The 15,927-nt window shown below is 42.3% G+C and carries 12 protein-coding genes and 1 pseudogene; 11 read left to right on the top strand and 2 right to left on the bottom strand.

What is annotated here, in order from left to right:
* Positions 1-48: 48 nt before the first annotated feature.
* From ELQ35_RS13400 to ELQ35_RS13355, 10 genes and pseudogenes are all read left to right on the top strand, one after another.
* Entirely contained in the window at positions 49-792 is a 744-nt protein-coding gene (locus tag ELQ35_RS13400; RefSeq protein ID WP_126865331.1) for a Cof-type HAD-IIB family hydrolase, read from the top strand.
* Between the two features lie 265 nt (positions 793-1,057).
* A complete protein-coding gene (locus ELQ35_RS13395; RefSeq protein ID WP_126865330.1) occupies positions 1,058-1,264 on the top strand; it encodes a YqaE/Pmp3 family membrane protein in 207 nt (68 codons plus the stop codon).
* A gap of 121 nt (positions 1,265-1,385) precedes the next feature.
* Positions 1,386-2,384, top strand: coding sequence for an NAD(P)H-dependent flavin oxidoreductase (locus ELQ35_RS13390; protein WP_126865329.1), 999 nt, complete (start codon positions 1,386-1,388; stop codon positions 2,382-2,384).
* A 210-nt stretch (positions 2,385-2,594) separates the two neighbouring features.
* Positions 2,595-2,987 (top strand): AMP-binding protein, encoded by a 393-nt coding sequence (locus tag ELQ35_RS22855; RefSeq protein ID WP_246026070.1) that lies wholly within the window; start codon positions 2,595-2,597, stop codon positions 2,985-2,987.
* A gap of 164 nt (positions 2,988-3,151) precedes the next feature.
* Positions 3,152-3,445, top strand: coding sequence for a hypothetical protein (locus tag ELQ35_RS13380; protein ID WP_126865328.1), 294 nt, complete (start codon positions 3,152-3,154; stop codon positions 3,443-3,445).
* A 25-nt stretch (positions 3,446-3,470) separates the two neighbouring features.
* Positions 3,471-3,743: pseudogene (locus ELQ35_RS13375) on the top strand (carboxyl transferase domain-containing protein); the annotation flags it as partial.
* Positions 3,744-3,868: 125 nt separating this feature from the next.
* Entirely contained in the window at positions 3,869-5,257 is a 1,389-nt protein-coding gene (locus tag ELQ35_RS13370; RefSeq protein WP_126865327.1) for an FAD-binding oxidoreductase, read from the top strand.
* Between the two features lie 545 nt (positions 5,258-5,802).
* On the top strand, positions 5,803-7,977 hold the full coding sequence (locus tag ELQ35_RS13365) for a SpoIID/LytB domain-containing protein (RefSeq protein ID WP_126865326.1): 2,175 nt from the start codon (positions 5,803-5,805) through the stop codon (positions 7,975-7,977).
* Between the two features lie 578 nt (positions 7,978-8,555).
* Positions 8,556-10,943, top strand: coding sequence for a M14 family zinc carboxypeptidase (locus tag ELQ35_RS13360; RefSeq protein ID WP_126865325.1), 2,388 nt, complete (start codon positions 8,556-8,558; stop codon positions 10,941-10,943).
* A 219-nt stretch (positions 10,944-11,162) separates the two neighbouring features.
* Complete coding sequence (locus ELQ35_RS13355; protein ID WP_126865324.1) at positions 11,163-12,155, top strand: zinc-binding dehydrogenase; 993 nt, start codon at positions 11,163-11,165, stop codon at positions 12,153-12,155.
* A 106-nt stretch (positions 12,156-12,261) separates the two neighbouring features.
* Here the strand turns inward: ELQ35_RS13355 and ELQ35_RS13350 are convergent, their stop codons facing one another.
* The gene (locus ELQ35_RS13350) at positions 12,262-14,283 is read right to left on the bottom strand and encodes a metallophosphoesterase family protein (RefSeq protein ID WP_126865323.1); all 2,022 of its coding nucleotides are present in this window, start codon (positions 14,281-14,283) and stop codon (positions 12,262-12,264) included.
* 252 nt (positions 14,284-14,535) lie between these two features.
* Here ELQ35_RS13350 and ELQ35_RS13345 point away from each other — a divergent pair, with 252 nt between their 5' ends.
* On the top strand, positions 14,536-15,303 hold the full coding sequence (locus ELQ35_RS13345; protein WP_126865322.1) for an IclR family transcriptional regulator: 768 nt from the start codon (positions 14,536-14,538) through the stop codon (positions 15,301-15,303).
* A 363-nt stretch (positions 15,304-15,666) separates the two neighbouring features.
* Here ELQ35_RS13345 and ELQ35_RS13340 read toward each other — a convergent pair whose 3' ends face one another.
* On the bottom strand, positions 15,667-15,909 hold the full coding sequence (locus tag ELQ35_RS13340; RefSeq protein ID WP_126865321.1) for a hypothetical protein: 243 nt from the start codon (positions 15,907-15,909) through the stop codon (positions 15,667-15,669).
* Positions 15,910-15,927: the final 18 nt, after the last annotated feature.

Below are 15,927 nucleotides of genomic sequence, written 5' to 3'. Positions count from 1 at the left end.
TTTTGTTACATTATAATTATGGACAACGTATGAAAGGCAGGCAGACTGATGGAAAAGGAAATAAAATTAATCGCCCTCGATATGGATGGCACTTTATTGAACGAAGAAGGTAAGGTATCTGACGGAAACAGGACAGCGATTAAAGAGGCTGAACAAAAAGGAGTCAAAGTGTTGCTGAGTACGGGCCGTGCCTACGCATCCTGCAGTGAAATCGGCAGATCCCTTGAATTGTCTTCTTACCTGGTTACAGTTAACGGCAGCGAGATATACGACAATAATGGGGAGCTGGTTGAAAGAAATATCGTCCAGGTTGAGCTTATCCAATGGATGTGGGATTTGAGCCAGAAACATAAAACCAGCTTCTGGGCGACCAGCAGCGATCAAGTCTGGCGCGGCGAGATGCCGGAAGATATACCATCATATGAGTGGCTGAAGTTTGGGTTTGATATTGAAGACGATACTATCAGGGAAGAGATACTAACACTGCTGAAGGAAAATGGAGGACTGGAAATCAGCAATTCCAGCCCGACGAATATTGAAGCGAATGCGGTAGGAATCAACAAAGCGAAGGCGATTGAAAAGGTATGCGGCTTCCTTGGCATCAAGATGGAGAACGTTATGGCCGTTGGCGACAGCTTGAATGACATTGCGATGATCAAAGAATCGGGCTTGGGAGTGGCTATGGGCAATGCCCAGGATATCGTGAAAGAGACAGCTGATTGGGTGACTGATACAAATCGCAACGATGGAGTTGGCAAGGCGATTCATAAATGGGTCCTTGAACAGAACTAATTATATTTGAAATGAGCCGTTAGAAACATAACGGTTTTTTTTCATTTTCTGTCTCTCGTCGAACTGTGCAAAAGTAACCATTAGATAAAAAATCACAAATTCGCGATAATAAGCGACTAGAGGGTGATTAAATCTGCCTAAGAACACTAAAATAGAAAATGGAGCTCTTTTAAGTGTAAAAGATCTATTGTGAGGGTATATAAAGGAAAAGGATACGTAAAGAAACTTGATCCTTGGAAGCTTTTTAGGAGAGTGATTGTTAGTCATGATGTATTTAATTGCAATAATTTTTCCACCTTTAGCCGTTTTGCTGGTTGGGAGACCGTTTCAAGCCGTTTTAAATTTAATTCTAACATTAATTTTTTATGTCCCAGGATTAATTCATGCAATCCTGGTCGTACATGATAAGAAAGCTGATAAACGGATGAAAAAGCAGGCTGATCTGGTTTCGAAGTCAAACCGAATAGAATAAATGAAAGGCACTCCTTGGGTGTCTTTTTTATATATCGGAAACTTGAACAATTGTCTTTCCAATTGTATGATTGAATGGATATTCATTTCTGAAAATTCAGTGGAAAAGTGAGGTATATTATATGAGTAAGATAATTCCCGAAAAATGGTGGAACCAGTTAAGGCTGCCGGCGATTTCTGCACCGATGTTTCTGATATCGGGACCGGAGCTGGTAGAAGCTGTCTGTTTGAATGGAGTGATTGGTTCATTCCCAGCGCCTAATGCACGTCCAATCGAGGTACTTGATCAATGGATGGGGCAGTTGAATGAGAATCTAGGCGCCGCAAGAGAGAAAGAGCCCGAGCGCAAAATTGCACCCTGGTCGATGAATATGGTTGTTCACAGCTCTTACAGCAGATTGCAGGAAGAGCTAGAATTGGTGAAAAAACACCAACCGCAACTGGTTATTACATCACTGGGCAGCCCAAGAGCTGTGGTTGATATCGTACATAGCTATGGCGGACTCGTATTTTCTGATGTCAGCGACGTGAAATTCGCAAAGAAGGCGGCTGAAACTGGAGTAGATGGTTTGATCCTTGTTGCGTCAGGGGCGGGAGGACATGCAGGTAATTTGAACGGCTTTGCTTTTGTTGACAGTGTACGAACCTTCTGGGATGGAATCATCATCCTTGCCGGAGCAATTTCAACAGGGAAAAGCATTTTAGCTGCGCAGGCTGCTGGTGCTGATCTTGCTTATATGGGCACACGCTTTATCGTGGCCAAAGAAAGTCTGGCAAACGATGAATACCGCCAAATGCTTGTCGATGCCTCGCAGGAGGACATCATTCTTACAAATGCATTTTCAGGGATAAATGCGAATATGCTTATCCCAAGTATTGTGAAGAACGGTTTAGATCCCACACAATTGGAGAAGAAGGACAAGGTCGAATTCGACAGCATGCGAAGGGACAATAACGCCAAGGCCTGGAAACATATCTGGTCAGCCGGACATGGCGTTGGAGCGATTACTGCTATTGATTCAGCTGCTGGCATTATCGATGAGCTGGAGAAGGAATATAATGAAGCAATCAGCAAGTTGAATGTCCAGACTGAAAAGCTGAAATCAGCTGTTAGTAAATAATGTATTGAAATCGCTTTACAGCTGGTTATCTCTGAATCTGGATAACCAGCTGGTTTTATTCCAAAAATACCAACCGGTTAGAATGTCCATTGACAAGGAGGAATGTTTTTATGGTCGAAATAGTACGTCCATACTGGCCAGCTGGCTTGCCTGAAATATTGACCTATCTTCAAGGGGAAAAGACTCTGTACCAATACCTCGAGAATAACGGTGCCAGGAAGCCGGAAGGCGATCACAAAAAGCAAGTCAACCGCAATTGTAGTTACCGCCAATTATCAAGATTATCTACCCTTTACGCCCGTTTTTCCGCTCAGCGAAGAATTCTCATACCCTAAACGAACCTTTCCTTCTGCAGATGACTTTTATACAATCATCGAAAACTATACTCCATATGAGCAACAAGCGGACATCGACTTATGGAAAGATGTTGGCTTAATGGTCTTTACATCCGGCACGACAGGACGCCCAAAAGGCGCGATGCTGACTTACGGCAGCGCGTTGTTCAAAACAGCAGCTAGTACAGCAAGCGATATTATTGCCTGGGCTAAGGATCATATGGCGGCATACAAGTATACTGTTCGCAGGCTCGGTCAATGTCGGTAGTATGGCCACTTGCAATGACATGGTTGCTCACGTTTGTTCTCCCTCAATGCCAATGAATAAAAAATTGTAACCCATCTTCCAATCGTCCATCCACACCGAAGTGTCCATCTTATGAAAAAACCGTCAAAGGGTACTACACCCTTATCGATCCTCCCAGGATCCCTATGAAGGCCTTTTCTCAAACTTATTTTTTGATCATGGGTCTTCATTACCCCGATGAAAGCACTTTCTCTCGCTTTTTACCGATTATGGCTCTTCATTACCCGGATGAAGACACTTTCTCTCGCTTATTTACTAATTTTGTGCCTTCAGATAATGCTAGAATACTTGCACATGAAATAGGTCATGCTTGGCATTTTCAACAACTAAAAAGGGAACCATCCCTTTGGTTTTCAGAAGAAACTTTTGAAATGACAATTGCGAAAACCTCTTCTCCAGCTAGGAGAATTGTAGAATGATCCTCCATTAAAGGGAGCTTTTGGCTTCGGAGGACGGACTTGGAAAGCGGTATCATCAGATTTCGTATCCCAGCTTCAGGGAACATGTATGGCAATTGCAGGACCAAGAATGCTGGAGCTTACAAACGGCCAGAAAATTTCGCCTGAGGAACTTGGAGGAGTAGATGTGCATAATAAGCATACCGGCCAGATAGATAAAGACGGTGCGACTGAGGACGAATGCATCGAACAGCTGAAACGGTTTTTTGCTTATATGCCGCAGAACTCCGAGGAACGACCAGCGATAAAGCCAACTGAGGGCTGTTTCGAAAAACAAAATTTTATAGTCAGATGATTCTGCACATTTTATGAATGATAGGTTATTATTAAGCTATATGTTTGCTATTACTAGTAAACTAGTTTCCAAATAACCTAAGGGGTGTAATTATGATCTATAATGATTTATTGGCCATCATCGGTGATGCGGACAGAGTCACTATTAATGAGACAGTACGGGAGCAGCATAGCAAAGGATTGACGTATCACGCAGGCAAGCTTCCCGATATCGTCGTTTTTCCGATTACGGAAGATGAAGTGGTTGAGATTGTTAAATACGCTTCAGTAAACAAGATTGCCATCGTTCCTTTCGGGGCAGGGAGCAGTCTTGAGGGACATGTAATCCCGCTGAACCGTGGAATCAGCTTGGATTTTACGCTGATGAACAGCGTCGTATCGGTTCAACCAGAGGATTTTTTAGTGAAAGTCCAGCCAGGTGTTACAAGAAAGCAATTGAATTTGTATTTAAAAAAACATGGATTGTTTTTTCCGGTTGATCCGGGTGCTGATGCAACGATCGGTGGTATGTCTGCAACAAACGCCAGCGGAACCAATGCAGTTGCATACGGTACCATGAAGCGTAACGTTTTGGGATTACGGGCGGTTCTCGCAAATGGTGATGTTATTTCGGCCGGTGGAGAAACCATAAAATCCTCGGCGGGATACAATCTAACTGAACTGTTTGTTGGATCCGAGGGAACTCTGGGAATATTCACTGAGATTACCCTGAAACTGTCAGGGGTACCAGAGGAAACGATTGCGGCCAAAGCCTATTTCAGCGATGTTGTCACAGCTGGTGCCGCTGCCGAGATGGTCCTCCAAGCGGGTGTCAGAATCGGAAAAATTGAACTGGTCGATGCAAAAACGATCGAAGCCGTCAATCATTACAAGGGAACTGCCTATAAGGAGATGCCTACACTTTTTCTTGAGTACAGCGGCAGCAAAGAAGAAGTGGAAACCGGGATTACGTTCATCGAACAATTAATGGCGGAAGCCGGCTCCCGGGACTTTGAATACGAGCGCGATTCGCTGAGAAGAGCAGAGCTTTGGGATGCACGGCATTCGGCTGCCATCGCGATAGTCAACCAAAAGCCCAATCAACTGCTCGTATCCACCGACGTTTGTGTACCGATTTCAGAGCTTTCTAAAGGAATTAGCTACTCCAGAGGGGTGATTGAAAAGTACAATATTGATGCAGCTCTATTGGGACACGTCGGGGATGGAAATTTCCACGCTGTATTCGGAGTAAACCCGAACGACCCCGATGAAATGGAAAGGTTTCATAAGATGAATGATGAAATCATCAGCTATGCCCTGCAACATAGGGGTACCTGCACCGGAGAACATGGAGTAGGGATGGGTAAAATTCCATATTTGGAAATGGAAAAGTCCAGCTCATTACAAGTCATGAAAGCAATAAAGGCTACACTCGATCCTGATAATATCCTGAATCCTGGAAAGATTTTCATCAATAAAGAGATCGAGGCTTCGGTCTAAAAAAAAGGTCATACTCTTGGTATCGAGAGAATGACCTTTTTTTGGCACACCTGTAAAAAAGGGCAAATATCATTTAGAGAACGATTTTTTGTTTCTGCTGAAGATGGAGTTATGCGAAACTGGTTCGATCTGAACGAGACTGATATTATCAGCAGCAATTATGATTAGTTCACCTCTTTTGTATCCCTCACTATTTTCAAGGGCTATAAATAAGTACTCCAAGTGATTTTGAGCAAAGTATGAAACATACATATTGTTTAGTTTCAACAGTTCGTTACGTTTGAAAGTTATCAAATTCATCACCCCTTCTTCAAAAGCCATTTTGAATCCTATGATAATAGTATGGGAAAAGTGCAAATTTCGAACAATAAATAGGTACTTTTTCCAGATAAAAAAATGGAATGTTAAATTCACTTTAAATTATCACTCCAAATTATGCTCAGTTTCATAGAAAATAGCAGGATAGTTTAAATTGTCTATTGATGTATAAATTTGTCTAGGTTACTATTATTTTTATAAGTTGTTAAAAAGGAGAGGGGTCTATTTTGAAACGATTACAGATACATATGTTGTTGGCTGTAGTACTTGTCCTAATCGTGTCGGTGCTTCCTGAGATACAGGCAAAAGCTGCGGCTGAGCCGGTAATCCGGGTGAAACTAAAAAACTACCTTGGCAACAAATCGGAGATTACCGTCAAACCAGAAGTCTCGTATACAACGAATCTGCCCGGTTTAACACTGGAGGCAAATCAGACGTACACGCTGAAGGTCAGCAGCGGTGATATGGTCGTTCTAAAAGGGGCAACTGAAGTAGGTAAAGCCCCTGAGATTCAAGTGGAGCCTGAGAAAGGGAAGGGCCCGCTTTCCATCAATAATCGCCCATACTTAGGAAGTTTTGAATTTATCATTGAAGATCAAAAATATGTACGTCCGATCAACTCTATTAATCTTGAAGACTATTTAAAAGGGGTTGTACCGGCTGAAATGCCAGCTTTATGGAATCAGGAAGCACTGAAGACTCAGGCGGTTGCGGCACGGACCTATGCACTGAGCTATAGTAACGGTACTCCAGATGACACACAATATAAACAAGTTTACTGGGGTTACTCCTGGCATGATAATTCTACAAGGGCTGTAGAAGCCACCGAAGGCCAAATCCTAACGTATGGCGGTAGATCAATCGGCTCCGGGGCTGTCTTCTCGTCGAGCAATGGAGGGAAAACGGAGTCAAACACGAATGCATGGGATACCAAACAGCTTGACTATTTACAAATTAAAAATGATAGTAATGATCCAAAAACCGTATGGAATTTTAGCATCAAAAAGAAACAAATCGATACATCTAAATTAGATATGGCGAAAGCGGACACATGGTGGGCTTCCACAATGGAAGCTGAGCAAACGATGGAAAAATTAAAAACCTGGATACAGGCCAATGAAATGGCTTACACAGATAAAGAAATCAAGATTACTGCAGTTCCTGAACTCTCTCTTAAAGAAGTCGGTTCTGGCGGCAGGGTGAAAAAATTCAGCATAACAATTGAATTTTTAACAAAAGAACAGGGAGAAGCAGTACCACATAGTCTTGAAACAAGAGACATCAGTGCTGCTTCGTTAAGGGAAATTATTGGCGCGAGCGTAATGAAAAGTTATTTAGTCGATCCGGTTTCTGCTGCTTCTGATACGCTTACTGTTTCAGGAAAGGGATACGGCCACGGCGTAGGTTTAAGTCAATATGGTGCGAATAATTCGGCGAAATCCGGCAAAACGTATAAAGAGATTCTCGCATTCTATTATGAAAATACTGCCCTTGAAACAGCTTACCAGTTAGCACCTGAGCAACCAGTACCGGTTGAGCCGACACCGGCACCGGTGATACCTGCACCAACACCGACACCGATACCAACGCCATCACCGGCGATGGATGCAACAGCACCAACAATCAAAGAAACGAAGACATCTTATGATTCAAAAACGAACCAGGTTAAGCTGAGCTTTGCCATCAATGAAAACTCGAAGGTGACTGTACAAGTCAATGATCAAAATGGAAGAGTCATAACTACCCTTGTCAATGGCGCTGATAAGCAGGCAGGATCCCAATCAGCTGTATGGAATGTATCCAGGGTGATCAACGGAAAGTATACATTCGGGTTGACAGCCGAGGACAGCAGCCATAACAAAAGCTCAGCATCCGTTCCATTCACTTTAGCAAAACCGGCACCAAAAGACACAACGGCTCCCGTCATAAATAACACGGCAGCCTCTATCACGAAAGACACAGTATCGCTAAAGTATCAGCTCAATGAAGCATCAAAAGTTACCATCTTTGTGAAAGATTCAAAAGGGAAAACAGTAGCTACTCTTGAGAATAACGCAAAAAAAGACAAGGGGATCCGCTGGGCCTCCTGGAATACTTCGAAAGCTGTCAATGGAAAATACACATTCGAAATAACTGCCATGGATGCAAGCAATAACAAACGTACTGCCAAAGTTGCCTACACATTGGCTAAGCCAAAACCAGCAGTAAAGGTGGTAAAAGGAACTGTAATTGCGACAACGTTAAATATTCGTTCCACACCATCGACCTCAGGGAGAGTAGTGGGTTCCTTGAAGAAAAACCAGGTCGTCACAGTTCTGACAAAGAGCAGCAGCTGGTATAAAATCCAATATGGTAAGGGCATAGGTTATGTTCACGCGAATTACCTTACGAACGTACGATAAAAGGCCGCTTTTGGACGGTTTCAGGCTGTCGAGGTTATCTCGACAGCCTGTTTGTTTAATTTATATTTCATGTAAATGGAAAAGCTGCTTCTTAAATAAAAATTGTCTTCGATAAGCCCGGATGATTTTTTTCGAATAGCTAAGTAAACGTATAAAAGCTTAAAATGATGGATCTGGATATTTATTACTTTAGACCCGCTTTTAACCTTAAACATTTATCTCTCGTATAGTTATTTAGCTTGATTGTTCCTATTAAAATACTGTATTAAAATCAAAGTACTATATAAGTTGAAATAACCAGTTCCTATTTCGGTTAAAGTTTTGGCGTCACTTTTCTTGTTTTCGCGTCTTTTTTTCTAGTTTTGTCGTCTCTTTTCTCATTTTGGCGTCACTTTCAATTTTTGTCGTCTTTTTTTCTGTTTTGGCGTCACTTTTATCGTTTTCGCATCTTTTTTTCTAGTTTTGTCGTCTCTTTTAATTCCAAGTATTGACCGATTTGTGTTAGATGCAATTCTTAATCTCAACTTATATAGAAAGTATTTTAGTATTTTGAGTAGTCTGATACTGGAGGAGCGTTTATGCAGAAAAGGAAAGCATTATCAGGGCTGATTGCAGTTAGTTTGTTCACGGCCCTTCCATGGACAACCACCCTGGCTGAATCCCCAAAGTGGACGAATGTAAACGTATACGAAGAACAAGATGGCAGTAAATTTAACAGTGAAAACTATGATTTTATGAAGTTTTCAAAAATCGGAGCAAAACTCCAGGAAATTGATAAACTATCAAATCGGGTAAAGGTAGAAGTAAGAGGAAAATCTGCCGATGGAAATCCTCTTTATGCAGTAACGATTGCTGATCCCTCCAATCACAGCAAGTTCGGCAAGAATAAAGCCTTAAGAAAACAGATGTTTAAAAACCCTCAGAAAGCGCAGGACTGGATTAAAAACAACCCTGACTTTAAAGTGCCTATCATGATTAATGGCTCGATTCACGGAACCGAATTTGTCGGAAGCGATGCCGTGCTTCAACTAATCGAGCGTTTCGCCACGCAGAATGATGAAGTAACAAAAAATATTCTCGATAGCAACATTCTGATTTTTAATGTGGTTCAAAACCCGGATGGAAGAATAAACGCGACTCGATTCAATGGTCAAGGCATTGATTTAAACCGTGATTTCATTACCCAATCTCAGCCTGAGACACAGGAAACGGTCGAACTAATTAAAGAATGGAATCCAATGGTTTTCCTCGATACTCACGGATATGTAAAAAACTATGCTCCAAATAAACAGGGATTGATCGAGCCATGTACCCCGCCGCATAACCCTAATTATGAATATGATTTATATAATAAATGGGCCTATAAGCAAGCGGAGGCAATGGAATCTGAAATTATGAAAAATAAAAATAAATACAACGGAAAACTGTATCAAAGCATGGAGGGGGCTTACGTGCCGCAGCGAGACGATTCCTTCGGCTGGGATGATTATCCGCCGATCTTTACACCGATGTATGCCATGTACCATGGTGCATACGGACACACACTCGAGGCCCCTACGAACGATTTAGACGGGGTACGCTGGCAATATGATGCGATAATGGGTGCACTGCAGTTTGCCACCGACAACAAACAGGGAATGATCACTGATCAAATCGAAGTCTTTAAACGAGGGATCAATTTTGACCATCCATTCCATAATGAAGGGTTCTTCCCAAAAGCATATGTTTTACCAGTTGATCAGAAGGACCCGACTGTAACAGAAAAAGCGGTAAATCATTTCATAAAAAATGACATTGATGTTGTCCAAAGCTCTAAAGCATTTGTCGCAGAAGGCAAATCCTACCCTAAAGGAACGTACGTCGTCATGATGAATCAGGCAAAGGCCGGACTCGCTAACACCATGCTTTGGGATGGCGAGGATATATCAGACGACACACCGGCCATGTATGATATTTCGGCATGGAGCTTGCCGGAGTTATGGGGTTTTGAAGCGACAGCGGTGAAAAGTGCGCTTGACATAAAGACTGAAAACGTAAAAGAAGTCAAAAATCATGGGGCTGTTTCTGGGAAAGGACCTTATCTAATTCCGAACAGTTCGGTTAAAGCAGTCAAGCTTGTTAATACACTGCTCCAGCAAGGTGTTCATGTAAAACGCGATTCAAAGGGGAACTTTTATGCTACCGGACAGGAAGGAAAGGTTTCTGCAGCAGTGAGAGATTCAGGATTGCAAGTAGCAACACAGCCCATCCCGGCTAACGCGGTTTCACTTTCCAAAATAAAAGTAGCCATCTTAAAGGATGGAGGAATGTGGAAACAGCAATCGCACTCAGGCACCAAGCTTGCTTTAAAGAGACTTGGCTTTGATGTGACTGAAATAACGCCTGTCGAAGTTGCTGAACAAGGAATCAATCGTTTCGATGTCTTTGTGTATAGCGGTACAGAAAATCTTATTTCTCAGCCAGATGAACTAAGCAATGCCAATAAAGAATTTGGATTCCAGAATAATGCCCAACGTAAAGCCTTTATCACGAAAGTAGCCAGCTTCGTAAATGATAAAGATGGTAAATATATCGCGGTTGGGGCAGGGGCTTCCCATGCAACCAGCACACTTGAACTTACTGATGACAAAATTAATGGTTCCGAAGATGACCCTAGTAATGGAATAGTAAAGATGGATTATAAAGGGTCAGGAGTAACAGCTGGCTATAAAAACGGGGATGTTGGATTTGTATTCAGTCCTGTATGGTATTCCGATACGGCAAACGATGACATTTCTGCAAGCTTTATAAATACAGCGGACTTCCTTGTCGCCGGCCACTGGATCGGTAAAGGAGAAGCGCAAGGTAAGCCTGTGATCGTTGAGGAAAAAGATAAGGATGTCACGATGATTGGCCTCGAGCCTGGATTCCGTGATCATACGGACTATCTCTTCCGTCTGCTTTCAAATGCTATTTTTGAAGATTGACAGGAACATAGAATGGTGTACAGCACGGGTCAATCCAAGGTGCATACTGACTCAGAAAAACAAGGAAAAGGCCGTTAAGCGGTCTTTTTTCTTTGAAAACTTGTGGAATCACCAAACCGTTTGTTAATAGAAACTATAGTTGTTTTTTTATTAAGGATTTTCAAGTATCATGAGTGTAAGGTAGTTTTTATAGAAGATTACATAAGAAGGAGTGGTTGTATGAAGGCACTTGTACATGAAGAAAAGACTGGTACGAAAGGGCTCTCTTACCGTGAAATTGCTGAGCTAGAGCCAAATGCAGGAGAAGTAAGGGTAAAGCTAAAAACAGCGGGCTTAAATCATCGCGATATTTATACCCTTCAGCGACATAAACCGACTGACCCGCCGTTAATCATCGGTTCAGACGGGGCCGGCGTTATAGATGCGGTTGGTGATGGGGTGTCGGATATCCAGGTGGGAGATGAAGTGTTGATTAATCCCGGGCTTGGCTGGAAGGAAAAAAGTGATGCACCTCCGCAAGGTTTCGAAATTCTTGGTCTTCCTTTTCATGGCACCTTTGCGGAACATGTTGTTATTCCAGCTGAAAATGTGGTCCAGAAACCTCAGTATCTTACCTGGGAAGAAGCAGGTGTACTATCACTGGCTGCTCTTACGGCTTATCGTGCTTTGTTCACCAGAGGTCAGGTACAATCTGGTATGAAGGTGCTTATCCCGGGAATTGGGAGCGGGGTAGCGACGTTCTTATTGCAATTCGCAAAAGCATCAGGGGCAACAGTGTATGTGACTTCGCGCTCAGAGGAGAAATGTAGGAAAGCAGTAGAGCTTGGTGCTGATAAAGCAATCGATAGCAATGGAGATTGGCATGAAGCACTTGGCGGAGAAAAGATGGATCTCGTCATTGAAAGCGTGGGAGCTGCAACATTCAATAAGTCGCTCGATCAGCTGCGTCTTGGGGGAACAATGGTTACGTTTGGCGCTTCTGCGGGCGATGTCGTTCAACTTAATATCCGGAACTTTTTCTACGGGCAGTTTAATCTTCTTGGTTCAACAATGGGGAGTACTGAAGAACACAGAGAAATGGTACAGTTTATCGAAAAGCATCAAATTAGACCAATTATGGATCATATGTATCCACTAAGTCAATTTGAGCAAGCATTCGAACGGATGGAAAAAGCTGCTCAGTTAGGCAAAATTGGATTTCATATTAGATAAATTCCGGCGGTCGAAAAATAATACAACGGCCTGGCTCATCATTTAATATGACATAGAAATAGTAGAGCCGGGCTGATTTCAGTCCGGCTCATTTTTAGTGATTTTATTAGTCTGGAAACGGTAAATAAAGACTTTTTTCCCCGTTAGGTGTCACTAGCGCATTGTCGATTTTGCCGGGCAATACCGACAGCAGGCCAAGATTGTTCTCGGCTTCAATAATCGGCCCGTTTTGAAGGGAATTATAGTGGATGGTTTCCTTGGCGACGGTTTCGTGAGCAAAATCATAATCCAGCTCGATATGAAAGGTATTTTTTTTATCGCGATTGCCTTTTTTGCGGGTATTCTTCAGCGAATGCATATGCAGCATGGTCTTTAGCAGCTGGCTGGACACGTCGGTAAAACTTTTGTTTTTCATCGGGCTGCTTGTAAATTGATAAAGCGTCTTTTTATCACCATTCAGATAAGAAACATCTGCTTTAAGCGAGAAGGCAAAATGGGAGTCTCCCGATAAGATCAGACAATATTCCGGGTCAGTATCCATCACCCATTCATGGAAACTTTCGAATCCCCTGCCATTATAGCGCCAAGATTCCATATCCAAAGCAGTACCAGCTGGAAATCCGGTCAGCTTTAAAGGGTTTGCTGCCTTTCTAATCATCGATTCAAACTTGCCGATTCCATACAACGGTGCGGGAGACACTACAATAAGAGGGTCCCCTGCTTCCCAGCCGCTTTGGATTAATGAATACCTGGTCTGCAGCCAGCCTAGCTCATTGATTAGCTGAGGTCCTTGATCGACCAATTTTCCGTCACCTGATCGATAGGCACGCTGTGTGCGCGTATCGAGGAACACAGCTGTCGGATAAGTGGGCACGGTAAAATGCCAGTTGTTAAAGTTCCACATCTTCTTCTCCCAGTTGCGGGAGATATTTTTTTTACCGGATAGGGAGTTCAAATGAGCTCCAATTGCGCCACTGAAATCATCATCGAATGAATCAGGATTGTTTCCCCAGCCCTGGAAGGCCCAATAAGCGGAAAGTCCATTGGCAATTACATGCCTCCCCAATGGTGCATTCCAGACATTCTCGCGCCATTCGTACGAGAAATTCCAATCATCAGTAATGTCATGGTCATCGAAAATCATATAAGAGGGGATGTTTGCAAGCAGCCGCCGTACGCGCGGTAAAGAAGCGGCAAACCGCTTTATGTCCTTAAGCTGTTTGTGATAGGCAAGCCTCACATCATCCATTTTCTCTTCCTCGGCTATGCAAATTGCATTCTCTTCATGCTCTTCCTCAAAAGATTTAATACCATGTTCGTTCTCTGCAAGCTTCCAAAGCTCCGGGTTGAAGGACAGCAGATACATGGCCGCATACTCACCAAACCTTAATAGGTGATTAGCTGCTTTCCGCGATGAAAATTTACAAAGCTCAGCTGCCACCTTTTTCCTGCCATATATCTTATCAAGTGATGGTTTGTAACGTTCCTTGGAGAGCCCTGGTTCCACCTTTGCCAAATCCTCTTTCCGCCCTGTCACCGTTTCCCCCAATTTCATCAGAAACGGCATCAACGGACCGGCGGCATCATCGGCATAAATTTGATCACCCATGAGGAACAAGGCTTCCGGCCTTTCATCCAGGTCGAGAAAACTTTTTTCAAGCAGGATGTCGGCCCCCGCAAGCGAATCCCCGCCCGTGCCGTGAAGCTTGCGGCAGGAGCCGTAAAAAAGCTTGCTTTCAGGCCGTTCTGAAATATAAAACGTTGGATATTTTAAATTCCCATATACGATAGAATCTGGAACCCCAGGTGATAACACTCCGAGGCTCCCTAAGTCAAAAGAAATCCGGTTTCTCGTGAAGCGAATATTATAACCAAGCAGCTGATCAATTGGAAACGATTCGCTGATAGGCTCTAGCTTTACTATACTGATAAACAGCTTTTCCCCAAGCCGAACCGTTTTTACAGACGTCTTTATCTGTTCTGGATCATAGGCAAAGGCAGCATTCTTATTAATTTGGTATAGTTCAGCTGAGATTTCATACTCCTCGCTGCATGCGATCCAAACATAAACACGGTCGAATTCTGTCCGGCGCAGGAAGGGTCCTGCCAAAACGACTGGTAATTTCATGGTCTACCACCGCCCAATTTACATGATGGTTATCTTATTCAGGCAGGCAACAGAGTGTGCTTATTTTTCCATTGACATATTCTTTCCCATATAGGGAAGCCCCCTTTTCGGTTTTTTGCAAATCTCTCAAATAATCATTATTTACCTAGATTGATTTATTTCCTTCAAGTTGTTTATACTTTAAGTTAAGATAGTCTCTTACTGGTAAATGTTTTATTTAAAATCTTGGCATGAAAGCATGGAGGGGTTAACGTGAGTACTGTTCAATCCGTTGAGCGGACGATTGCTATTTTAAAAATATTATCAAAAGAACCGAAAGGGCTTGGCATAACCGAAATACATCAAAAAGTAGAGTTGCCCAAAACGACCGTACACCGTATTTTATCAACTCTACAAAAATATAATCTTGTGATTCAAGATAAAGAGACGACCAGGTATAAATTGGGGATGTATATTGTGAATTTGGCCTCTTCTATTCTGGAAAATATTGATTTACGCAGCATTGCACGCCCTTATTTGGAACAGTTGCGTGACGAAACAAATGAAGTGATCCATTTATGTATTATGGAGAATGATGAAGTGGTTTATATTGATAAATTTGAAGGTAACCAGAGAATTAGAATATCTTCATCCATAGGATTCAGGGCTATGATGCATTGTACAGGTGTGGGAAAGGTTTTACTAGCCGGCATGGATGAGACAAAAGTCAAACAGATTTTGCAGAGAAAAGGCATGCCAAAATTCACAAAAAATACAATTACTGATCCGGACAAGTTGTTAACGCATTTGGATAGCATCAGAAATTACGGATGTGCAATCGACGAGATCGAGCATGAGGAGGGAATCCGCTGTATGGCAGCTCCTGTCTGCGATTATCAAGGGGAAGTAATTGCAGCCATCAGTATTTCCGGTGTGGCGGATAAAGTCACGACAGAAAGGATAGAAAAAGAGCTCAAAGCAAAGATTTTAGAAACTTCAAGGTCAATATCAAATGCACTAGGCTACAATACCAATTTTTAAATGATAGTTTAACAGTTAGATTCAGTTACACATTACTTCAGATTTATTCCTTCTCAAATGATCGTCATCCTCAATTCCGGAACTATCTGATACATAAGAATCATAAAGCTTGAATAAACTAATCTAACCAGTATTCGGAGGTGTTTTTTGTGTCCTCAAATGATTTTAATTTTGAAAAGCTGTTCCGTAATGCAGAGAGTTTTTTCTTGAAGGATCCTTCTAAGGATATTAAATATCCTAAAGGAAGCAATTTGAATCATTTCTACCGTTCGAGATCAATAATCGGGAATGTTCTTTTCATGCAAGAACTGATAACAAAGCATTTTAGCATGAAAAAATAACTCGCGCTGCAGAAGCGTTGAGTTACAGTCGGTAATGGGAATTCGCGAATAAGTCTTTAACAATCGGGCTTGCTTTAGATAGGGAAGAACCTCTTGGATATTGAATATCGTTTCCTTGTGCTTTAGGTTTCGTAAATGAAGCTGCATCTTTAAATAACCGTTCAAAATTAAAAATGTCAGATTCTTTTGCTGTCGCTGTTCGTTTTACTTTCTTTTGTTCAGCTTCATTTTTTTTCGGGATTCCCTGTTTTTTTGGGCTTGACATTTTTTAATCACCTCTGAT

This window comes from Peribacillus cavernae, assembly GCF_003989135.1.
GTDB lineage: Bacteria > Bacillota > Bacilli > Bacillales > DSM-1321 > Peribacillus > Peribacillus cavernae.
The sequence above is the reverse complement of the archived record's forward strand: the minus strand, read 5'-3'. Positions and strand labels throughout refer to the sequence as shown.

Excerpts from the sequence above, each read along its gene's own strand:
- ELQ35_RS13360 (WP_126865325.1), top strand. The coding sequence starts at position 8,556 with ATGCAGAAAAGGAAAGCATTATCAGGGCTGATTGCAGTTAGTTTGTTC.
- ELQ35_RS13340 (WP_126865321.1), bottom strand. The coding sequence starts at position 15,909 with ATGTCAAGCCCAAAAAAACAGGGAATCCCGAAAAAAAATGAAGCTGAA.
- ELQ35_RS13400 (WP_126865331.1), top strand. The coding sequence starts at position 49 with ATGGAAAAGGAAATAAAATTAATCGCCCTCGATATGGATGGCACTTTA.
- ELQ35_RS13380 (WP_126865328.1), top strand. The coding sequence starts at position 3,152 with ATGAAGGCCTTTTCTCAAACTTATTTTTTGATCATGGGTCTTCATTAC.
- ELQ35_RS13355 (WP_126865324.1), top strand. The coding sequence starts at position 11,163 with ATGAAGGCACTTGTACATGAAGAAAAGACTGGTACGAAAGGGCTCTCT.
- ELQ35_RS13350 (WP_126865323.1), bottom strand. The coding sequence starts at position 14,283 with ATGAAATTACCAGTCGTTTTGGCAGGACCCTTCCTGCGCCGGACAGAA.
- ELQ35_RS13395 (WP_126865330.1), top strand. The coding sequence starts at position 1,058 with ATGATGTATTTAATTGCAATAATTTTTCCACCTTTAGCCGTTTTGCTG.
- ELQ35_RS13390 (WP_126865329.1), top strand. The coding sequence starts at position 1,386 with ATGAGTAAGATAATTCCCGAAAAATGGTGGAACCAGTTAAGGCTGCCG.